This is a genomic window from Marinobacter sp. M-5 (genome assembly GCF_032911545.1).
In the GTDB taxonomy this organism is placed as follows: Bacteria; Pseudomonadota; Gammaproteobacteria; order Pseudomonadales; family Oleiphilaceae; genus Marinobacter; species Marinobacter goseongensis.
The window spans coordinates 551,489-572,876 of sequence record NZ_JAWJEK010000002.1 but is presented as its reverse complement, the minus strand read 5'-3'; the positions used below and the strand labels follow the sequence as shown (position 1 = coordinate 572,876).

At 61.3% G+C, this 21,388-nt stretch carries 21 protein-coding genes; 14 read left to right on the top strand and 7 right to left on the bottom strand.

All coding sequences use genetic code 11. From position 1 onward, the window contains the following. Positions 1–52 precede the first annotated feature (52 nt). Positions 53–589, bottom strand: a complete 537-nt coding sequence (locus tag R0125_RS11940; protein ID WP_317238314.1) for a gamma carbonic anhydrase family protein — start codon at positions 587–589, stop codon at positions 53–55. A 115-nt stretch (positions 590–704) separates the two neighbouring features. Here R0125_RS11940 and prlC point away from each other — a divergent pair, with 115 nt between their 5' ends. Continuing rightward, positions 705–2,750 carry an oligopeptidase A gene (prlC, locus tag R0125_RS11935; protein ID WP_317238313.1) on the top strand — a complete coding sequence of 682 codons (2,046 nt, stop codon included), beginning with the start codon at positions 705–707 and terminating at the stop codon, positions 2,748–2,750. Position 2,751: 1 nt separating this feature from the next. Continuing rightward, positions 2,752–3,003, top strand: coding sequence for a YheV family putative zinc ribbon protein (locus tag R0125_RS11930; protein ID WP_248181782.1), 252 nt, complete (start codon positions 2,752–2,754; stop codon positions 3,001–3,003). A gap of 85 nt (positions 3,004–3,088) precedes the next feature. Here the strand turns inward: R0125_RS11930 and R0125_RS11925 are convergent, their stop codons facing one another. The 5 genes from R0125_RS11925 to R0125_RS11905 all read right to left on the bottom strand — a co-directional run bounded on the left by R0125_RS11925 (position 3,089) and on the right by R0125_RS11905 (position 7,514). Continuing rightward, complete coding sequence (locus R0125_RS11925) at positions 3,089–4,411, bottom strand: Na+/H+ antiporter family protein (RefSeq protein WP_317238312.1); 1,323 nt, start codon at positions 4,409–4,411, stop codon at positions 3,089–3,091. Positions 4,412–4,523: 112 nt separating this feature from the next. Beyond that, positions 4,524–4,754, bottom strand: a complete 231-nt coding sequence (locus tag R0125_RS11920) for a DUF1653 domain-containing protein (protein ID WP_248181780.1) — start codon at positions 4,752–4,754, stop codon at positions 4,524–4,526. A 232-nt stretch (positions 4,755–4,986) separates the two neighbouring features. After that, positions 4,987–5,373, bottom strand: a complete 387-nt coding sequence (locus tag R0125_RS11915; protein WP_317238311.1) for a DoxX family protein — start codon at positions 5,371–5,373, stop codon at positions 4,987–4,989. 60 nt (positions 5,374–5,433) lie between these two features. Further along, a complete protein-coding gene (locus tag R0125_RS11910; RefSeq protein ID WP_317238310.1) occupies positions 5,434–6,081 on the bottom strand; it encodes a hypothetical protein in 648 nt (215 codons plus the stop codon). A 161-nt stretch (positions 6,082–6,242) separates the two neighbouring features. Beyond that, positions 6,243–7,514: an MATE family efflux transporter gene (locus R0125_RS11905; protein WP_317238487.1), complete on the bottom strand. Its 1,272-nt coding sequence runs from the start codon at positions 7,512–7,514 to the stop codon at positions 6,243–6,245. A gap of 260 nt (positions 7,515–7,774) precedes the next feature. Here R0125_RS11905 and coxB point away from each other — a divergent pair, with 260 nt between their 5' ends. Genes coxB through R0125_RS11885 form a run of 4 tightly spaced genes read left to right on the top strand, consistent with a single transcriptional unit; the run spans position 7,775 to position 12,060 of the window. Beyond that, the gene (gene coxB / locus R0125_RS11900; protein ID WP_317238309.1) at positions 7,775–8,899 is read left to right on the top strand and encodes a cytochrome c oxidase subunit II; all 1,125 of its coding nucleotides are present in this window, start codon (positions 7,775–7,777) and stop codon (positions 8,897–8,899) included. A 52-nt stretch (positions 8,900–8,951) separates the two neighbouring features. Beyond that, a complete protein-coding gene (ctaD, locus tag R0125_RS11895; RefSeq protein ID WP_248181776.1) occupies positions 8,952–10,538 on the top strand; it encodes a cytochrome c oxidase subunit I in 1,587 nt (528 codons plus the stop codon). Between the two features lie 15 nt (positions 10,539–10,553). Then, positions 10,554–11,156 carry a cytochrome c oxidase assembly protein gene (locus R0125_RS11890; protein ID WP_248181775.1) on the top strand — a complete coding sequence of 201 codons (603 nt, stop codon included), beginning with the start codon at positions 10,554–10,556 and terminating at the stop codon, positions 11,154–11,156. Between the two features lie 16 nt (positions 11,157–11,172). Beyond that, positions 11,173–12,060 carry a cytochrome c oxidase subunit 3 gene (locus R0125_RS11885; RefSeq protein ID WP_248181774.1) on the top strand — a complete coding sequence of 296 codons (888 nt, stop codon included), beginning with the start codon at positions 11,173–11,175 and terminating at the stop codon, positions 12,058–12,060. Positions 12,061–12,067: 7 nt separating this feature from the next. Here R0125_RS11885 and R0125_RS11880 read toward each other — a convergent pair whose 3' ends face one another. Then, positions 12,068–12,271: a twin transmembrane helix small protein gene (locus R0125_RS11880; protein WP_248181773.1), complete on the bottom strand. Its 204-nt coding sequence runs from the start codon at positions 12,269–12,271 to the stop codon at positions 12,068–12,070. Positions 12,272–12,336: 65 nt separating this feature from the next. Here R0125_RS11880 and R0125_RS11875 point away from each other — a divergent pair, with 65 nt between their 5' ends. From R0125_RS11875 to R0125_RS11840, 8 genes are all read left to right on the top strand, one after another. Beyond that, positions 12,337–13,062: an SURF1 family protein gene (locus R0125_RS11875; RefSeq protein ID WP_248181772.1), complete on the top strand. Its 726-nt coding sequence runs from the start codon at positions 12,337–12,339 to the stop codon at positions 13,060–13,062. After that, positions 13,043–13,690, top strand: coding sequence for a hypothetical protein (locus tag R0125_RS11870; RefSeq protein WP_317238308.1), 648 nt, complete (start codon positions 13,043–13,045; stop codon positions 13,688–13,690). Before R0125_RS11875 ends, R0125_RS11870 begins: the two co-directional genes overlap by 20 nt. Positions 13,691–13,714: 24 nt before the next feature. After that, the gene (locus R0125_RS11865; protein ID WP_282448293.1) at positions 13,715–14,815 is read left to right on the top strand and encodes a COX15/CtaA family protein; all 1,101 of its coding nucleotides are present in this window, start codon (positions 13,715–13,717) and stop codon (positions 14,813–14,815) included. Next, complete coding sequence (cyoE, locus tag R0125_RS11860; protein WP_248181770.1) at positions 14,812–15,732, top strand: heme o synthase; 921 nt, start codon at positions 14,812–14,814, stop codon at positions 15,730–15,732. The genes R0125_RS11865 and cyoE overlap by 4 nt, the downstream gene beginning before the upstream one ends. 22 nt (positions 15,733–15,754) lie before the next feature. Beyond that, positions 15,755–16,417: an SCO family protein gene (locus tag R0125_RS11855; protein WP_317238307.1), complete on the top strand. Its 663-nt coding sequence runs from the start codon at positions 15,755–15,757 to the stop codon at positions 16,415–16,417. 81 nt (positions 16,418–16,498) lie between these two features. After that, positions 16,499–17,692 carry a YbfB/YjiJ family MFS transporter gene (locus R0125_RS11850; protein WP_317238306.1) on the top strand — a complete coding sequence of 398 codons (1,194 nt, stop codon included), beginning with the start codon at positions 16,499–16,501 and terminating at the stop codon, positions 17,690–17,692. 147 nt (positions 17,693–17,839) lie between these two features. Further along, a complete protein-coding gene (gene hrpB / locus R0125_RS11845; protein ID WP_317238305.1) occupies positions 17,840–20,320 on the top strand; it encodes an ATP-dependent helicase HrpB in 2,481 nt (826 codons plus the stop codon). A gap of 175 nt (positions 20,321–20,495) precedes the next feature. After that, a complete protein-coding gene (locus R0125_RS11840) occupies positions 20,496–21,314 on the top strand; it encodes a hypothetical protein (protein WP_317238304.1) in 819 nt (272 codons plus the stop codon). The last annotated feature ends 74 nt before the right edge of the window (positions 21,315–21,388 follow it).

The following is a 21,388-nucleotide window of genomic DNA, read 5'->3' as shown; positions in this document are numbered from 1 at the left end:
ACTGTCATCGCAGGGAAACATACGGCGAAGGCGGGGAAGTCAGACCACCCGGTTACTGATCATTAAGGTATTGGTCTTTCAGCTTGACGTAATTGGCAGCGGTGTAGCGGAAGAAAGTCAGCTCCTTTTCGTTCAGCGGCCGCGCCTGTTTGCAGGGCGAGCCCACATACAGATAGCCGGACTTCAGGGTTTTCCCCGGCGGTACCAGGCAGCCTGCGGCCACGATTACATCGTCTTCCACCACGGCACCGTCCATGATGATGCAGCCCATACCCACCAGCACCCGGCTGCCGATGGTGCAGCCGTGCAGCAAAGCCTTGTGGCCCACGGTGACGTCATCGCCGAGCGTCAGCGGGTAGCCCCCGGGGTTGAAATCGCTGGCGTGGGTGATGTGCAGCACCGAACCGTCCTGCACGCTGCAGCGGTGGCCGATGCGGATGTTGTGCATGTCACCCCGCACCACCGTCATCGGCCAGATGGAACAGTCATCCCCGGTTCTGACGTCGCCGATGACCACCGCGCTGGGGTCAATCCAGGCGCGCTCGCCAAATTGTGGCGTGATACCCTTGTGAGAACGTACATTCGTCATTACATATACCTGTAGAGCGTTTACCCGGAGGCTCGGGGTGCCTGTGGGAGGGGCCTTTCCCCGAGGTCTGACAAGCCGACGCTACCTCACAAATTGATAGTTGAGAAGGGGACCTATGAATAACCCGCTACTGACCGACGACCTGCTGCCGAAGTTCGACCATGTCCGCACCGAGCACATGGACACGGCGATTGACCAGATTCTCAGTGAAAACCGCATGAAAATCGCCAGTCTCGCCCAGAATGAAGACCCGGACTGGACCACCCTGGCGCAGCCGATGCAGGAGCTGGAAGACAAGCTCAGCAACGCCTGGTCGGTGATTTCGCACTTGAACGGCGTGATGAACAACGACGAGCTGCGCAAGGTCTACAAGCGCTGCCTCGAAAAACTCACCGAGTACAGTACCGAGTTGAGCCAGAACGAAGCCCTGTGTAACGCCTACAAGAAACTGGCAGCGCGTGAGGATTTCGGTCAGCTGAGCGAGGCCCAGCGCAAGTCGGTAGAGAATACCCTGCGGGACTTCCACCTGGGTGGCGTGGATCTGCCCGCGGAGCAGAAAAAACAGTATGCGGAATTGTCCCGGGAGCTGGCGGAGTTGTCCAACCGGTTCAGCGATAACGTGCTGGATGCCACCCAGCACTGGTACAAACACATAACCGACGTTGATCAGCTGGTGGGTCTGCCGGAGAGCGCCATTGACGGCGCCAGACAGGCGGCCAAACAGAAAGACCTTGATGGCTATGTGATCACCCTGGATTTCCCCAGCTTCTTCCCGGTGATGACCTACGGTGACAACCGCGACCTGCGGCGCGAAGTCTACGAAGCCTTTGTGACCCGTGCCTCCGACATGGGCCCGGACGCCGGTACCTGGGACAACACGCCGGTGATGGCGGAAATCCTCAAGCGTCGCCATGCCCTCGCCCAGTTGCTGGGCTTTGACAACTACGCCGAGCGCTCGCTGGCCACCAAAATGGCCCGCAGCACCGACGAAGTGCTGGACTTCCTCAACCAGCTGGCGACCAAAGCCAAGCCGCAGGCGGAGAAGGAGTTTTCCGAACTGCAGGCGTTCGCCAAAGACGAGTACGGGGTCAACGATCTGCAGGCGTGGGATGTGGGCTATTACAGCGAAAAACTGCGCCAGCAGCGCTACGACATCTCCCCGGAAACCCTGCGTCCCTGGTTCCCGGTGGACAAGGTGGTGCCGGGTCTGTTCCGCGTGGCGGAAAAGCTGTTCGATGTCCAGATCGAGGCAAAGCCCGAGGTGGAAACCTGGCACGAGGACGCCACCGCCTACTGCATCAGCCGCAATGGCGAGCCGCTGGCCTGGTTCTATCTTGACCTCTTTGCCCGCCAGGGCAAGCGTGGCGGCGCCTGGATGGCGGATTGCCGGGTACGCTGGCAGAACCTGCGCGGGCAGCTGCAACTGCCCGTGGCGTTCCTGACCTGTAACTTCACCCCGCCGGTGAACGGCAAGCCGTCCCTGCTGACCCACGACGAAGTGACCACCCTGTTCCACGAATTCGGCCACGGCCTGCACCACATGCTGACCCAGGTGGATGTGATTGATGTGTCCGGTATCAACGGCGTGGCGTGGGACGCGGTGGAACTGCCCAGCCAGTTCCTGGAGAATTGGTGCTGGAACCCGGAGTCCCTGGCGCTGATCGCCTCGCACCACGACACCGGGGAACCGCTGCCGGACGATCTGTTGCAGAAACTGCTGGCGGCCAAGAACTTCCAGTCCGGCATGGCCATGGTGCGCCAGCTGGAATTCTCCCTGTTCGACTTCCGCCTGCACGCGGAATTCACCAGCGACGCCCCCACCAACCCGCTGGATATGCACCGTACCGTGCGGGAAGAAATCGCAGTGGTCCAGGCTCCGGCGTTCAACCGCTTCCCCAACAGCTTCTCTCATATCTTCGCGGGCGGTTACGCCGCGGGTTACTACAGCTACAAGTGGGCAGAAGTACTGGCAGCGGATGCCTTCTCGTTGTTTGAGGAGCGCGGCATCTTCGATCCGGAAACCGGCAAGGCCTTCCTGCACAACATCCTTGAGAAAGGCGGGTCCCAGGAGCCGATGGAACTGTTCAAGGCCTTCCGCGGCCGCGAACCGCAGGTGGATGCGTTGTTGCGGCAGAACGGCATCACCGGGGAGGCTGCTTGATATGGCAAGCCCGAAACGCTTTATCGCCGGTGCCGTTTGCCCCCGCTGCGCGGAGATGGACAAGATCATGATGTTCACCACCGACGATGACGATCAGGTGCGCGAGTGCGTGGCCTGCGGTTTCACCGATGCGGTGTCGGACGTGGAGCAGCCCGCTGCGCCCGAGCTGGAGACGCGGGTGAACAAGCGCAAGAATGAAGACGACCATACGGTGAAGCAGGTGGTGTTTTTCAAGTCCGGATCTGAGGACTGAGGTCTGGGATTGGCCTTGTAGCCTGCTTGTTGGGAGGGTGAGACCCTCTCACCCCACAGGCTACAAAAGCAGGCACGCACCAAACTCAAAGCACCATAGCCGCCAACCACCCGAACCCGAGTAACGGCAGGTTATAGTGCAGGAACGTCGGCACCACCGTGTCCCAGATGTGGTTGTGCTGGCCGTCCACGTTCAGGCCGGCCGTGGGCCCAAGGGTGGAATCGGACGCCGGGGAGCCAGCATCGCCGAGGGCACCGGCGGTGCCGACCAGGGCGACGATGGCCAGCGGGCTGAAGCCCATCTGCAGGGCCAGGGGCACATACAGGGCGGCGATGATGGGGATGGTGGAGAATGACGAGCCGATGCCCATGGTGATCAGCAGGCCCACCACCAGCATCAGCAAGGCGGCCATGGCCTTGTTGTCACCGATGGTGGCCGCCGAGCTTTCCACCAGCGTCTTGATCTCGCCGGTTTCCCGCATTACCTCGGCAAACCCGGAGGCTGCGATCATGATGAAGCCAATCATTGCCAGCATCTTCATGCCCTCGGTAAACAGGTCGTCGGCCTCTTTCCATTTGACCACTCCGGACACATTGAACAGCACGAAACCGGCCAGGGCGCCGAGAATCATCGAGCCCAGCCAGAGCTGGACCACGAAGGCCGTGACAATAGCGACCAGCGCCATGAACAAGGTGCGGCTGTTGTAGTGCACATCGACCCGCTCGGTTTTTGCCAGCGTTTCTATATTGTAGTGGCGATCACCGCGGTAGCTGAAGAAGACCGCCACCAGCAGGCCACAGAGCATGCCGAGGGCCGGCAGGGCCATGGCAGACATGACGTTCAGATCGCTGGCATCGACGCCGTTGTCGCCCACATTGGCCAGCAGGATTTCGTTCAGGTAGATGCCGCCGAACCCCACCGGCAGGAACATGTACGGGGTGATCAGACCAAAGGTCAGTACACAGGCGACCAGACGGCGGTCCATGTTCAGTTTCGCCATCACGTACAGCAACGGTGGCACCACCAGGGGTATGAACGCGATGTGGATCGGCAGGATGTTCTGGGATGAGATGGCAATGGCCAGCAGCAGGCCGATGATGAGGAAGCGCAGCCCGCCAACGGCCATGCCCGGGTTCTGGCGGCCGACCAGTGCCAGCGCCTTGTCGGCCAGGGCGTGGGCAAGACCGGACTTGCCGATGGCCACGGCAAACGCGCCCAGGGTGGCGTAGGACAGTGCCACGGTGGCACCGCCGCCAAGACCGTTATTGAAGGCCTCGATGGTGGCTTCCAGGGACAGCCCCGCGATCAGGCCGCCGGATACGGCACCGATGATCAGGGCAACAACAACGTGAATGCGGCACAAACTCAGCACGAGCATGATGGCAACCGCAGCAACAACGGCATTCATGGCAAAACTCCGGATAGGAATTACAGGTTTACCCGGCCCCTTGTGGGGGCCGGCATCATGAAAAGCGCGCTAATGTGCAGGAAATCGTTGCAGCAGTCAAAACCGGATGAAGTCAGTCTTCACTGACCCAGGCAAAGCGGGGAATCTGCTCACCGGCAACATCCACGGTCTCCTGGAACATGGCAAGCGGGCGAACCCAGAGGCTGTGGTCACCATACAGGCAGCGATACACCACCAGTTTCTCCTCGGTTTCACTGTGGCGGGCAACCTCGAGTACCTGATAGTCCTTTCCCTTGTAATGGCGATACCTGCCCGGGCGCAATTCTGGTTTTTTGTCCGTCATCGGCGGTCTCCGGAGCGGATTGACGTTATTGACCCCGGCGGAAGACGTTCCGCCGGTAAGCGTCTGAAGTTAACACCAATCTGACAGGGATGCATGAGGGCTGTCGGCGGATCAGGTGTCGGTGCTGTGGGAGCTCAGTGGCAGGGCGGCGAGCCCGCCGAGCTCATCCAGCGTGCGGACGAGGCGCTCTACGCCGCCAAGAAAGCCGGTCGAAACCGGGTCAGCCGGTGGGTCAGTTCTTCAGTTTATAGCGACCCGGTCCGAGGAACATCAGGGCAATCGCAGTAAACAGGAAGAAGCCCTGCAGCTCCAGCGCCCAGCCTCCGTTGCTGCCCAGCGCCATCAACTCGTGGCCGTGCACCAGCGCAATGGCCACCAGCATGTTGAAGGCAATCAGCAGCGCGCCAATGCGGGTCTGGTAACCCAGCACCACCATCAGCGGCGCCAGCAGCTCGCCGATGAAAACGCCGTAGGCAAAGAACGCAGGGATCCCGTGACTGGCCAGCTGACCTTCAATGAAGCCGACACCGTGGAACAGTTTGGCCACGCCATGAAACAGCATGAGGCCGCCGAGCGTCAGGCGAATGATCAGTTTTCCAAGGTCTGCGTTATCCAGCATGGGAGTCTCCTTTCAGGTCATCATCGGTAGGCATTCAGAAAGGCGCTAGATTACCTGCAATCAGAGGCTGTTGCCCAGCGAGAAACGAATGTGGTTGCGCACCAGCAGGTTTTCCCAGTAGTGCCGCATCCAGTCCCAGGCGGCGTTCCTGGCGTGCTCCACAAACGGGTCGAGATTGAGTTCGTAATAGTCCGGTGTGCCGGCGATCTGGAGAACGGTCAGCGTGATGGCGTCGTCGAGTTCGTTGGCGAAGGGCTCACCGATCAGCTGGTGTACCAGGAGGTTGGCCTGGGTGGTCTCGATGTCCACCAGGTCACTGGCGCGGATGGAGCGGTTGTTCTCATACATCTCCTCCATCAGACGATGGCACAGGTAGGCACGGATCAGCAGGCCGTCGAGACCGTCATAGCGCACCAGCAGCACCGACGGCTGAGTGAAATAGCGGGTGGCGGCATCGATGAACGGAGCGAACAGATCGGCCTTGTCGGCTTCCCGGGCGCAGGCTTCCACGCACTCGATCAGCCGCGGTGCCATTTCGATGTATTCCACCGCAAACTGGAACAGGCAGGTAGCCGGCTGGTATCCCTCTATGGTGATGGTGCCCGGCAAGGACGCAGCTTTCTCCCCCAGCTGGCGAAGAAAAGTGCCGGAGCGGGCTTCCTGCCGTCGTGCCTGGTCAATAATGTTGAGGACTGCCTGTGGTGTCATTTCAGGGATTGCCGGTGTCTGAACGAGATGAGGTCGCAAGGCGCCTCCCATGGTTCACAAAAGGGTCGCTGGGGGCAGGTGAGCAGGGGCTGGCTACCGCGACAAGCCTGCCGTTTAGAATTATTGTAGTCGAGATTTTCCAGCCTGCTTTTCGATAATCGTCACTGGGGAGTAAACCAGCGATCACGGCGGCTGTGGGCCAGAAACAGGCCGCCCATGGTGAGGGCACGGGCCACCATCAGGCAGATCAGCGAGAACCACAGGCCGTGATTGCCCCAGCCTGTGGTCAGCCACCAGACCGGTAGGAATACCACCAGGGCTGAGAACAGCATGGTGTTCTGCATGTCGCGGGTTCGGGTGGCGCCAATGAATACGCCGTCCAGCAGGAAGCCCCAGACCGCAGTGAGCGGGAGCGCCCACAGCCACGGCAGGTACTGCCAGGCCGTGGTACGAACCTCGTCAATGCCGGTGAGCAGGCTGATGAGATGGCGCCCGCCCAGTACAAAGGCCACGGTGAAGATGAGCGAGCCATACAGTGACCAGCGCAATGCGGTGCGGAACACCAGCCGGAAGCGTCGGCGGCTACCCTTGCCGACGGCTTCCCCGATCAGCGCTTCGGCGGCATTGGCGAAACCGTCGAGGCCGTTAGAAATCACCAGCAGAAAGGTGATCAGCACCGCGTTGGCGGCGAGGATGGTATCTCCTTGCCGTGCACCCTGGGCGGTAAAAAACGCCAGCACCAGCAGCAACGCAATGGTTCGCACCATGATGTAGCGATTGACCTGAAGAATCCGCGCATAGTCTGACAGCTGGCCCATCAGCGCGCGGCTGAAGCCGTGGTCCGCCGGCAGGCGCAGCAGGACCAGGCGAAACCCGATCGCCGCCGCTGAATATTCCGCAATGACGGTGGCAATCGCCACGCCCTGGCTGTTCCAGCCGAACACCGTGACGAACAGCACGTCCAGAACGATGTTCAGGCTGTTGGCGACAATCAGCATGATCATGGGTGCACGGGCAAACTGGGTGCCGATCAGCCAGCCCACCAGGGTGTACTGGCACAACACCGCCGGCGCGCTCCAGATCCGGATGGCCGCGTAGCCGGCGGCCAGTTCGGTAACCCGTTCACTGGGGTTCATCAGGGTCAGGCCCAGCTGAATCAGCGGTTGGTGGAACAGAATCAGCAATAGCCCGATGCCGACAGCCAGAACCAGCGAGCGCACCAACAGGGCCACCTGACCGAATTCGTCGCGCTTGCCCCAGGCCTGAGCTGCGAGGCCAGTGGTGCCCATACGCATGAAGCCGAAGGTCCAGTACAGAATGCTGAACAGATTGGCGCCCACCGCCACGGCCCCCAGATATTCCGGGCTGTCCAGGTGGCCGAGCACAGCGGTATCCACCAGACCCAACAGAGGGACGGTCAGATTGGTCAGCATCAGTGGCCAGGCGAGGGCCCACAGCCGGCGGTCTGTGACGGAGAGCGAGAAACGCTTATTCAATTTGATTCTTAAAGATACCTTCTTAGTACTTTTGGGTTTAGTCGTTTTTTAGCTTTTCTTTGATCTGTGTCTATACTCCACACTGAGTTATCCATAAGCAGACTTCCACTCTGAACCGATTGCGTGTGCGAGCGCCGCCGGAACGGAGGGATCGAACGCCAAAATCCGACAAGAATAACACTCTGTGGAGACACAGTATGCGCGTGCACGCTAAGCGGGCAGGTGTCCTTTTGGGCGGCCTGATGTTCCCCGCCTGGTCCATGGCGGACTGGACGTTGAACATGGCACCCGGGGTCACCGGTACCAGTAATGAAATTTTCAACCTTCATATGACCATTCTCTGGATCTGTGTCGCCATCGGCGTCGTGGTATTCGGGGTGATGTTCTGGTCAATCTTCGCTCACCGAAAGTCCAAAGGCGCCAAACCGGCGAATTTCCACGAGAACACCCTGGTGGAAATACTCTGGACCATCATTCCGTTCGTCATTCTTGTGGTCATGGCCATTCCCGCCACCGCCACGCTGGTTGATATGTACGACACCACCGAATCGGATGTTGACATCAAGGTCACCGGCTACCAGTGGCGATGGAAGTACGACTACATCGAGGAAGATTTCGGTTTCTTCTCGAACATGTCGACCAGCAAGGACGAGATCTACAACCGCGTCGCCAAGACCGAGAATTACCTGCTGGATGTCGACAACCCGCTGGTGATTCCGGTGGGCAAGAAGGTGCGGCTGCTGCTGACCGCCAACGACGTGATCCACTCCTGGTGGGTGCCCGCTTTCGGTGTCAAGAAAGACGCCATTCCCGGCTTTATCAACGAAACGTGGACTCGCGTGGACGAGCCCGGTATCTACCGCGGCCAATGCACCGAGCTGTGCGGCAAAGACCATGGCTTCATGCCAGTAGTGGTCAAGGCGGTGCCCCAGGAAGAATACGATCAGTGGGTCGCGGACCAACGGGCGGCGGCCGAGCGCGAGCGCGAGCTGACCAGCAAAGACTGGAGCATGGCCGAGCTGATGGAGCGTGGCGAGAAAGCCTATGCCAGTGCCTGTGCAGCTTGTCACCAGGCTGACGGCAGCGGCGCGCCACCGGCATTCCCGGCGCTGAAGGGAAGTCAGATAGCAACCGAAGACATGCAGGCTCACCTGAACGTCGTGGTGAACGGGGTTCCCGGAACCTCGATGCAGGCTTTCGGCGACCAGCTCAGTGAAGTGGATCTGGCCGCGGTGATCACCTACGAGCGTAACGCCTGGGGTAACAACACCGGCGAGATGATCACACCGAAAGAAGTATTCGAGTACAAGAATCAGGAATGATTCCTCAAACGACATCACCAGCCGGAATAACAGGCGGTAACGGGGGTTTTTCATGAGTGCGGTTGCAGATACCCACGCCCAGGATCATCATCACCACGGCCCGGCCAAAGGCTTCAGCCGGTGGTTGCTGACGACCAACCATAAAGACATCGGGTCCATGTACCTGATCTTCAGCTTTGCCATGTTCCTGCTCGGGGGCTCCATGGCCATGGTCATCCGGGCGGAGCTGTTCCAGCCCGGGTTGCAGATTGTCGAGCCGGAATTCTTCAACCAGATGACCACCATGCACGGTCTGATCATGGTGTTCGGTGCCGTGATGCCGGCCTTTGTGGGGCTGGCTAACTGGATGCTGCCACTGATGATCGGCGCACCCGACATGGCGCTGCCACGGATGAACAACTGGAGTTTCTGGTTGCTGCCGTGTGCGTTCCTGATCCTGGTGTCCACGCTGTTCATGTCCGGCGGTGCACCGAACTTCGGCTGGACCTTCTACGCGCCCCTGTCGACGACCTACGGGCCGCCAAGTACCACCTTCTTCATTTTCGCGGTACACATCATGGGTGTGTCGTCGATCATGGGTGCGATCAACGTGATTGCTACCATCCTCAACATGCGGGCACCGGGCATGACCCTGATGAAGATGCCGCTGTTCGTTTGGACCTGGCTGATCACCGCGTTCCTGCTGATTGCCGTCATGCCGGTACTGGCGGGCGTGGTCACCATGATGCTGATGGATATCAACTTCGGCACCAGCTTCTTCGATGCCTCGGGCGGCGGTGATCCGGTGCTGTTCCAGCACGTGTTCTGGTTCTTCGGTCACCCGGAGGTCTACATCATGATCCTGCCGGCGTTCGGCGCGGTGTCCCATATCATCCCGGCGTTCTCCCGCAAACCGTTATTCGGTTATGCCTCCATGGTGTACGCCGTCGGTGCAATTGCCCTGCTGTCGTTCGTGGTCTGGGCGCACCACATGTTCACCGTGGGTATACCGATCGCCGGCCAGCTGTTCTTCATGTATGCGACTATGTTGATCGCGGTGCCCACCGGGGTGAAGGTGTTCAACTGGGTGGCCACCATGTTCCGTGGTTCGCTGACCTTTGAAGCGCCGATGCTGTTCTCGGTGGCCTTCGTGATCCTGTTTACCATCGGTGGCTTCTCAGGCCTGATGCTGGCCATTGCACCGGCGGACTTCCAGTACCACGACACCTACTTTGTGGTGGCCCACTTCCACTATGTGCTGGTGCCGGGTGCGATCTTTGGCATCTTCGCCTCGGCCTATTACTGGCTGCCGAAGTGGACCGGGCACATGTACGACGAAACCCTGGCCAAGACCCATTTCTGGCTGTCGTTCGTGGGCATGAACCTGGCGTTCTTCCCTATGCACTTCCTCGGATTGGCCGGCATGCCGCGACGGATTCCGGACTACGCACTGCAATTCGCTGACTTCAACATGGTGTCCAGCGTGGGTGCGTTCATGTTCGGCGCGTCGCAGCTGTTGTTCCTGCTGATCGTGGTGAAGTGCGTGAAAGGTGGCGAGAAAGCCTCTGCCAAGCCCTGGGACGGCGCCGAAGGGCTGGAGTGGACGGTGCCTTCACCGGCGCCTTACCACACCTTCTCGACGCCGCCCGTGGTCAAATAACCGGAGCACCAGGCCATGACCGACGCAAATCAGACCCCGCAACAGCCACGCCGCACCAATGTGCGGGTGGTTGGTTGGTGTATGGCCGGCGTGCTGGGCATGTTTGCCTTCGGGTTCGCCATGGTGCCGCTGTACGACGTGTTTTGTGAAATTACCGGGATCAACGGCAAAACCGGTGGGCGTTACGAATCCACCGTAGCCGTCGAGCGGGATGAAAACCGCACGGTCAGGGTGCAGTTCCTGGCCCAGAACGGTCCCGACATGCCCTGGACGTTCCGGCCGGTGACTCGCAGCATCGAAGTGCACCCGGGCGAGCCGGTGACCATCAATTATTTTGCCCAGAACCCGACGGACCGGGCCATGGTCGGTCAGGCGGTACCCAGCCTGTCACCGTCAGAGGGCACCCTGTACTTTCACAAGACCGAATGCTTCTGCTTCAACCAGCAGCCACTGGAGGCTGGTGAAAGCGTCGAGATGCCACTGATCTTTATCGTGGATAAGGACCTGCCGGAGCACATCACCAAGCTGACCCTGTCATACACGCTGTATGACCAGGACGTCGCGCCGGCCGTATCCGACAATTCCCGGGTCAGGAAAACAACAAACGATAACGGATAAGCCATCGGAGACTGACATGGCGGATAACCAGACCTATTACGTTCCCGAACAAAGCAAATGGCCGATCATTGCAACGGTTGGCCTGGGTGTGACCCTGTACGGGGTTGCCGCCATCATGGTGAATGGCAAACAGGGCGAGTCGACCACCGGATCCTGGATCATGTTCCTGGTCGGTTCGGTGATCATGGCCTATATGCTGTTCGGCTGGTTCGGACACGTGATCAAGGAAAGTCGCGCGGGCCTCTACAGCCCGCAGATGGATCGCTCTTTTCGTTGGGGCATGAGCTGGTTCATTTTCTCGGAAGTGATGTTCTTTGCCGCCTTCTTCGGCGCCCTCTTCTATGCCCGGGTGTTTGCAGTGCCGTGGCTCGGTGGCGAAGGCGACAGAGGCAGCAGCAACATGCTGTGGGAAGGTTTCCAGGCCACCTGGCCACTGATCAGCAACCCGGATCCGGGCGCCTATCCGGGCCCGAAAGAAGTGATCGGGCCCTGGGGTCTGCCGCTGATCAACACCATTTTGCTGGTGACCTCGTCCTTCACCGTGACCGTGGCTCACCATGCGATCAAAGAGGATAATCGCCAGAAACTGAAGCTCTGGCTGGCGATGACCATCGGCCTCGCGGTGGTGTTCATGTTCGTACAAGGCTACGAGTACCTGCACGCCTACCGCGATCTGGACCTGACCCTGCAATCGGGCATCTATGGCAGCACCTTCTTCATGCTGACCGGTTTCCACGGTGCCCATGTCATGCTGGGCACACTGATGCTGGCGATCATGCTGATCCGCATCAACAAGGGTCATTTCACGGCCGAAAAGCATTTCGGATTCGAAGCCGCGGCCTGGTACTGGCATTTTGTGGACGTGGTCTGGCTGGGTCTGTTCGTGTTCGTTTACGTCATCTGACCGGGCGTCAGGGGGTCGGGTTCAGCACCAGGCCCCCTTGCCAGAGGGAGATCAGGATTACCAGCAACAGCACCACACTCAGCGCTACCCGCACCGTCAGTGAGTTCACCACCCGGTTGGTTTTGCCGCCGTCCTTGATCAAGAAGAACAGCCCGCTGAACAGACTGAAGACGACAGCCAGCATGAGTAGGATTACAACGGCTTTCAGCATGGGAGTTTCCGTGTCTGATGGTGTTTATTGTCAGGTCACTATAGCAGAGCAATCAGGTTCAGGGTTTGTCTGAGCGCCGGCACTGGCAGTTCGACTGGCGCCTGCTCCTGTTTGCCGGGTTGTTTCTGCCGTTGCTGATCAGTCTCGGTGTCTGGCAACTGGGGCGGGCGGAAGACAAACAGCAGCAATTGCAGCAGTGGCAGCAACAGGCCAACAACCTGAGCTGGCTCCAGCAGGAATCCCGGGGTCTGAGTGACGGGCGCCCGGTGAGCCTTCAGGGTCGCTACAGCGACAGGACCTGGCTGTTGGATAATCGCACCCGTGATGGCATCCCCGGCTACGAGGTACTGACCGTGTTTTACCCGACGGAGGGTCGCCCGGTGGTGGTGAACCGTGGCTGGATACAGGCGCCGCGCACCCGCAGCGAACTGCCTGCGATCAGCTCGCCGGCGGGCACGGTGAGCATCGCCGGTCGTGTCGCCGCCTTTCCCGAGCCGCCGGTGCTGGCCAGCAACGAGGCCCGGACAGAGGGCTGGCCGCGCCGGGTACAGACTCTGCCGCCGGCACTGGCAGCGCAACAGGAGACGGAACTGGCCAATGCGGTGGTCCGGCTGTCGGACCGCGACCAGCCCGGGGCCTACCGGGCAGACTGGGCGCCGGACCTGATGGGCCCGCAGACCCACTACGGATATGCATTTCAGTGGTTTTCACTGGCCGCCGCACTGGTTATATTGACCGTGGTAGCGAGTTACCGAAAAACAGGAGCCAATAATGACAACGACAATGGCTAAAGGGACTTCCGGGCACCACAGTGAAGGCCCCACTCCCGAACAGGTCCGCCGTGGCCGCAGAACAGCCTTGCTGCTGTTTCTGATCGGTTTCGGCCCGATGGTGTTTGCCACCATCATGTATTACACCGGCTGGCTCAACCCGGCCGGCCACACCAACAACGGCGAGCTGGTTCTGCCGCCGGTCCCGGTGACCGAATTCCACCTGCAGACCTCTGAAGGCGAGCTCCTGGCCGATCGTTTCGGTCCTGAACATGCCGACGCCGAGTGGATGATGCTGGTGGTCGCCGGAGATTGCACCGAGCCATGCGAAAATCTGTTGTATCTCGCCCGTCAGGTCAATATTGCCCTCGGTAAGCATGCCGATCGCATAACCCGCGCAGCCTGGCTTGGCTCGGTGCCGTCGTCACTTGAAACCCGGTGGGGCGATGAGTACAGCGCCATGGAACGTCTGCAGCTGCGCGGCGGAGAAGCCCAGGCCTGGCCAGCGGGCATTCGGCCGCAGCAGGAGCCGCGGATCCTGCTGATCGATCCTTTCGGCAACGTGATGATGCATTATGGCAATGAGCACTCCGGCAAGGCGCTGCTCAAGGATCTGAAGCATCTGATGAAACTGTCCCAGATTGGCTAATCTGATGTGTGGAGGAAGTGGACTTTGAACCAGCCTCAGGCTTCTCTTTCCCACCGTGCCCGTGTTCTCGGGCGCTGGTCGCTGTTTGCCACCCTGCTGGCATCTGTGGTGATCATGTTGGGCGCGTGGACACGACTGGTGGATGCCGGTCTCGGCTGTCCGGACTGGCCCGGCTGTTACGGCTTCCTGTCCGTGCCCCAGAGTGCGGAAAGCATTGCCATTGCCAACGCCCGCTTCCCGGACACACCGGTGGAAGTGGAAAAGGGCTGGCCGGAAATGATTCACCGTTATGCCGCCGGTATTCTTGGCCTGGTGGTGTTCGGGCTGGCGGCTTACGCCGTTCGTCATCGCCGCGAGGATCTGCCGGTCAAACTGCCCGTGTTCATTGCCGGGTTCATCGTGCTTCAGGGCGCGTTTGGCATGTGGACGGTCACCCTGAAGCTCTGGCCACAGGTGGTTGCGCTCCATCTGTTGGGTGGCTTCACCACCATCAGCATGCTCACCCTGTTGACTCTGCGCCTGCGTGGCCGGCAGAAGGACACCCCTGAACCGGACCGGGGCCGCCGCCCCGCCGGCCGCTTCCGGCCGTGGCTGTTCGGCGGCCTGGCGCTGGTGGTGATGCAAATTGCGCTCGGTGCATGGACCGCCGCCAACTACGCTGCGGTCGCGTGCCCGGAGTTGCCCACCTGCCAGGGTGAGTGGTGGCCCGCGGACATGGATTTCCAACACGGTTTCGATGTTGCCCAGCACGTGGGCCCCAACTATCTGGGTGGCCAGCTGACCGCCGATGGCCGGGTTGCCATTCACGTTACTCACCGGGTCGGTGCGGTGCTGGTCCTTGGCTATTTCACTGTGCTGCTGGCGCTGATGTGGCGTCGCTTCCGCGGCAGTCCCCTGGGGTGGCACGTGCAGTTGGTGGCCATCGTTCTGGTCGCACAGATTGCTTTGGGGCTTGCTAACGTGGCCTTCCATATACCACTCTCTATTGCGGTGGCTCACAACGCCATGGGCGCCGGTTTGCTGCTGACAGTGATCAACCTGCTGTGGCGACTGAGAGAACAACCGCAAACCCATGCGGTAAACCGCCAGAACACAACAACAATCAACCGAGAGGTGACGGCATGAGCGAGCATGCGGAAACACTGCCGGCCCAGAGCGCTGCCAGTAATACAGACACCACCATTTCATGGCGGGACTTCCTGGAACTGACCAAGCCACGCGTTGTGGCCCTGATGATCCTGACCTCGGTGATTGGCATGCTGCTGGCGGCGCCCGGCGTCCCCGGTTGGCAGGTGCTGCTGTACGGTAACCTGGGCATCGCCTTGCTCGCCGGGGCGGCGGCGGTGGTGAACCACGTGGTTGACCAGAAAATTGACACAGTGATGGCCCGCACCCGCAAACGACCGGTGGCCACCGGCAAGATCAGCCCGCTGGACGCTATGGTGTTCGCCACCTTGCTGGCGGCGTCCGGCATGGCCGTGCTGGTGTGGCAGGTCAATGCGCTGACGGCCTGGCTTACGCTGGCATCGCTGGTTGGATACGCCGGCGTCTATACCCTCTTTCTCAAGCGTGCGACACCGCAGAACATTGTTATCGGCGGCCTCGCCGGTGCCATGCCGCCCCTGCTGGGCTGGACCGCGGTAACCGGTCAGGTGGATGGCCATGCCCTGTTGCTGGTACTCATCATCTTCGCCTGGACGCCGCCCCATTTCTGGGCGCTGGCAATTCATCGCAAAGAGGAATACGCCAAGGCCGGCATTCCCATGCTGCCGGTGACCCACGGCAACAAGTACACCGAGCTGCACATTGTTCTGTACACCTTCATGCTGCTGGCCGTGAGCGTGCTGCCGTTCGTCACCGGCATGTCCGGGGGCATTTACCTGGTGGGTGCACTGGCTCTGGGGCTGCGTTTCCTGCAGTACTCCATCCGCCTGCTGAGAGGCGATGACCGCCGGGTGGCGCTCAATACTTTCAAGTACTCGATTACTTACCTGATGGCCCTGTTTGTGGTGCTGCTGGTAGACCACTTCGTGTTCTTCTGACCCAACGACCGAGAGAGATTGCATGAACGGCTCGATTCGCCTGACCCTGATTATTCTGCTGCTGGTCGTGATGCTGGTATTCGGGCTGGTGGTCGGGCGGCAGGTATTCAGTGTTGGCGAACAGGAACCTGTGCCGGCGCCGGAACTGACCGAATTGAACACTTACGTGTACGATATCGGGCGCCCGCTGCCGGAGTTCGAGCTGCTGAACGAACAGGGCGATACCGTCACCCGCGAAAACCTCAAAGGGCGCTGGACCTTCGCCTTTATCGGCTACACCAATTGCCCGGACATCTGCCCGGCGGCCATGGCCAACCTGCGGCAAACGGATAACCTGCTGTCGGAGGAACTGCCCCAGCCGGACTATCTGCTGATCACCGCCGATCCGGACAACGACACGCCCGAACAGCTCCGCAATTACACGGATTTTTTCGGCGAGAACTTCCACGGCCTGACCGGTGATATCGACACCCTGCGCGAGGTGGCCAAAAGCCTGAATGCGGTGTTCGTTCACCGCCAGGTGGACGGCGAGCTGCTGGTGGACCACAGCGGCCATTTCGCGTTGCTGAATCCGGACGGTGACATGATCGCGGTGCTCCAGCCGCCCCATGATCCAGAAGCCCTGGCGGAAGCGTTCGAGCGCATCTACGAGTGGTCGAAAGCCAGTCACCCGCGGGCGGGCTGAACCGCCCCCGCCCAAGGTCTCGCTGACATCATCCTGCCATTGGCTTAAACTGCGCCCCTGTTTTCCTCAGGGTTGCCCGTTATGACCACGTTGCCGCAGACTGCCCCATCTCCCCGCGAACTCTTCTCCGTGCTTGCTGCCGGGGCGATGGTGTTGCTGGTGGTGCACGGCCTCGGCCGGTTCGTTTATACCCCGCTGTTACCCCATTTGGTGGATGATGGTCAGTTTGGCGCCGGTGAGGGCGCAGCGGTCGCCACCTGGAACTACCTGGGTTACCTGATGGGGGCACTGCTGGCCATCCGCTGGCATCGTGTCGACCAGATACGCACCCTGTTGCCGGTGTCGCTGGCGGTGCACGTTGCCACCACCCTGATCCTGACCCAGACCGATCACCTCACCGTCATATCCGCCACCCGTTGGCTGAACGGCGTCGCCAACGGCATCGTGTTTGTGCAGGCGCCGGCCCTGATTCTGGAGTGGCTGGTTCTGCGTAACCGGGCAGCCATGAGCGGGCTGGTGTACATCGGCGTAGGTCTGGGGCTGTTGCTCTCCAGCGGTGTGGTGACCGGCAGCAATGACTGGCTTCAAGGAGCCGGGCGGTGGTGGCCGGTGGCCCTCCTGTCCGTGCCTTTGGCGTGGTGGGGCGCTGCGCGCCTGATGGCACTGGAGCTGCCGGTGCGCGAGGGCGCCGCCAGCGGCAAGCCGGTCAAAACCACCACGCCGTTGCTGGATCGCGCCAGTATCCCGCTGTTTCTGTCCTACGCCGGCGCCGGCCTCGGATACATCCTGCCCATGACCTTTTTGCCGCTGCTGGCGAAACTACAGCTGCCATCCGGGCACTGGCTACTGAACGGCACCTGGCTCATTGTTGCTCTGGTGACCATTCCCGCGCCCTGGCTCTGGAACCGGCTTGGCGCCAGACTGGGCGACCTGCCGGCGCTGAAGCTGAATTTCATCATCCAGCTGGCCGGTGTGCTGGCGGCGGTGGTGCTGCCCAGCGAGATCGGCCTGATTCTGTGCGCCGCCCTGGTGGGGAGCACTTTCCTCGGCACTGTACTGCTGACCCAGCGCATTGGTCGCGCCCTGCATCCCCATCAGGGGCCCCGTTTGTCGGCAGCCATGGTGGCGCTATATGGCTTCACCCAGATGGTGGGTCCATGGCTGACCAAGCAGTGGCTGGATGCGGGGGGTACGCTGGTCAGCGCATTCGGGATCGGAGTGGCGGCGTTGGCGTTCGGGCTGGTGTTTGTGTTTTTTGTGCCTGCTTCGGAATAGGTCGGATAAGGCAAAACCGTAATCCGACAAACAGCTCAAACTCCAAAAACCGTTTCTCTCAGACAAACCCAAGTTCAACCATGGTAAGTTGACGCGACAACCGGAATACCCTCCCCCAACCAACGCAGTCCTGACCAAACAAAAAACATGCTCCCCATCAACAACATCCTTCCAAAGCTCACCGCCACTCTGGCCGAAACCACCACGGTGCTGCTCCAGGCTCCCCCCGGTGCCGGTAAAACCACCCGTGTGCCACTGGCCCTGCTGGATGCCCCCTGGCGCGGTGATCGCAAGATCCTGATGCTGGAGCCGAGGCGCCTGGCGGCGCGGTCGGCAGCCCGCTTCATGGCCGGTCAGCTGGGAGAAAAACCCGGGCAGACCGTGGGCTATCGCACCCGGTTGGACACCAGGGTATCGGCGCAGACCCGCATTGAAGTGGTGACCGAGGGCATTCTGACGCGGCTGATCCAGAGCGATCCGATGCTGGAAGACTACGCCGCGGTGATCTTTGACGAGTTCCACGAGCGCTCCCTGCAGGCGGATCTCGGCCTTGCCCTGGTGCGGGAATCCCAGCAGGCGTTGCGGGAGGATCTGCGGGTGCTGGTGATGTCCGCGACGCTGGATACCGCCCCCATTGCAAACATTCTTGGTGATGTGCCGGTGCTCAGCAGTGCGGGGCGTGCGTTCCCGGTCGAGGTGCTGTACCGGCCGCTGCCCCGCCAGGGCCGGGTGGTGGATCAGGTGGTTGCGGTGGTTCACGAGGCGCTGCAGGAGCAGTCCGGTTCTTTGCTGGTGTTCCTGCCGGGTGCCGGGGAGATCCGCCGGGTGGAGCAACAGCTGCGGGATCGGTTGCCGCCCGAGGTAGTGATCGCCCCGTTGTACGGCAACCTGAAGTCTGCGGAGCAGGACCGCGCCATTACACCGGCGACCGGTGGCCAACGCAAAGTGGTGCTGGCCACCGCCATTGCCGAAACCAGTCTGACCATTGAAGGTGTGCGGGTGGTGATCGACAGCGGCCAGCAGCGCCGTGCCGTGTTTGATGCCAACAGCGGCATGACCCGGTTGGTGACCGGCCGGGTGTCGAAAGCCTCAGCGGAGCAGCGCAAAGGTCGGGCAGGCCGGATCGAGCCCGGCGTGTGTTACCGGTTGTGGCGTGAATCGGAGCAGTTCGGGCTGGCGGATTACACCGCTCCGGAGATTCTCGAGGCGGATCTCGCACCGCTGGTGCTTGAGCTGGCCCAGTGGGGGGCCCGTGACGCCACCGGCGTGGCGTGGATCGATGAACCCCCGCGGGCTCACTGGCAGCAGGCGGTGGCCCTGTTGCAGTGGCTGGACATGCTGGATGCGGACGGGGCCATCACCGATCATGGCAAAGCCGCCCGCGAACTGGGCATTCACCCCCGCCTCGCCCACATGGTGTTGCACGGGCGATCCCTCGGGTACGGGGTGCTGGCCGCCGAACTCGCCGCCTTGCTGGGTGAGCGCGACCTGCTGGGCCCCGGTTCCGACGCCGATATGCACGAGCGCATTCGCGTGCTCCACGGCGAGCGCGGCCACCGTTCAATCGATCCGGCCCGTCTGCAGGCGGTGGGCCAGGCGGCGCGGCGTCTGGCCGTTCAATCGAGCGGCGGCCCGCAAACGCCAACAGAAACCGAAATCGGCCGGCTACTGGCGCTGGCTTACCCCGATCGCATCGCCCGCCGGCGCTCCGGCGATGCGCCGCGCTATCAGCTCAGCAACGGGAAAGGCGCGGCCTTGCGTGACGGGGATTCACTGGCACGGCACGACTGGCTGGTCGCAGCCGAGCTGGATGGCAAGGCGCGGGAGGCGACCATCTACCTGGCGGCCCCGTTGGATCTGGCGGATCTGGAACAGGATCTGGCCAGCCACATCCGCGACACGGAAGAGGCTCACTGGGATGACGCCCGCGGCACCGTGGTAGCCCGCAAGGTCCGAAAACTGGGCGAGCTGGTGCTGCAGGAAAGAGCGCTGGCCCAGGTGGCGCCCGAACTGGTCCAGCGGGGCCTGTTGAACGCCATCCGCAAGAAAGGGCTGGAGAGTCTGCCCTGGACCGAGAGCAGCCGCCAGTGGTGCGCCCGCGTGCAGCTGCTGGCGCACACCTGCCCGGAAGACGGCTGGCCCGACACCTCTGAACCAGCGTTACTGGCCAGCCTGGAGCAATGGCTCGGACCGTTCATGGCGGGAATGGGGCGCTGGTCGGACCTGCGCCGGATGGAGCTGATGTCTGCCCTCAACAGTCTGCTGGATTACCCGCAACAGCAACAGCTTCAGACCCTCGCACCGGTCGCACTTGCTATCCCGACCGGACAGTCGGTACGCCTGGATTACACCGCCGACAACGGCCCGGTGCTGGCCGCCAAGCTCCAGGCCCTGTTCGGCTGGACCGAGACCCCGAGAGTGGCCGGCGGACGGGTACCGGTGGTGATCCACCTGCTGTCACCAGCACAGCGACCACTGGCCGTCACCGCCGATCTGGCCAGCTTCTGGCGTAACGTCTATCCGGAGGTTCGCAAAGATACCCGTGGCCGCTATCCCAAACATCCCTGGCCGGAGGACCCTCTGACTGCCGTGGCGCAGCAGGGCACCAAGAAGCGTCCGGCTCGGTGATTTTTTGGGGTTTCTGTTTTGGGACTGCGGGTTGGGGGGGTGATCGGGGTAGAGGGGGCCTACCCCGTTCTCCCAGCTCACCCAGTCCTACCCAAAGCCAGACCCAAAAAACAACTTGCCAACCACCAGCCGCTGTATAAAATGCGCTCAATTCCACCCTGAGTGCCGCTGCATCATGCACCTTGTTTCCTTCGATATCTTCCGGACGCTGGGCTTCCCAAACACCACCGTCCTCAAACCCGATCAATTCCTTCGCCACAAAGAACTGCTGCGTGACGCAGACTGGGTTCTGTTTCCGGAATACTGGCAGCTGAATGCCCTGGTTCATGGCCTGAAGTGTCGGGTATTTCCGAGTGTTGCCAGCTACCGCATTGGCCACGATAAGGTAGAGATGACACGGGCGTTCCAGACGGTCGCACCGGAGCACACCCCCTGGACGGTGATCGAGGCGAACGGTCCGCAGGAGCGTGATCTGATCTGGAACACCATGACCCACCCGTTCGTGGCCAAGTTGCCGAAGGCCAGTATGGGCGAGGGAGTCTGGCTGATCGAAACCCGGGATGACTGGCGTCGTTACTGCGAGGATACGCCGGTGCTGTATGCCCAGGAGTATCTGCCCATCGATCGGGATGTGCGGGTTGTGGTCGTCGGTGATCAGGTGGTCACCGCCTATTGGCGCACCCAGGCGGATCAGGGTTTTTACAACAACGTGGCCCGGGGCGGGCGTATTGATACCAGTCCGGTGCCGCTGGTAGCGACGGAGCTGGCGTTAAGGTTGGCACGGGAGCTGGGCGTGGATCACGCCGGCTTTGATATTGCGCTCGTTGGCGGCTATCCCTACGTACTGGAATTCAACCGCCTGTTCGGCAATCAGGGGCTGGGCCAGGGCAGTGAGCTCAAGGAGGCGATACTGGGGTATCTGGGGCGGCAGTGGGAACCGGAAGATCCGGACGGCCCCACCGAGCCGGAGCCACTCTGGCCCATTGCGGTCTAGGCTTGCCCTTTCTTCCACAGTGAAACCGGTCTATGGTTTCAGGTGTTTACCGCATTCCAAACGGAGGAAAGAGA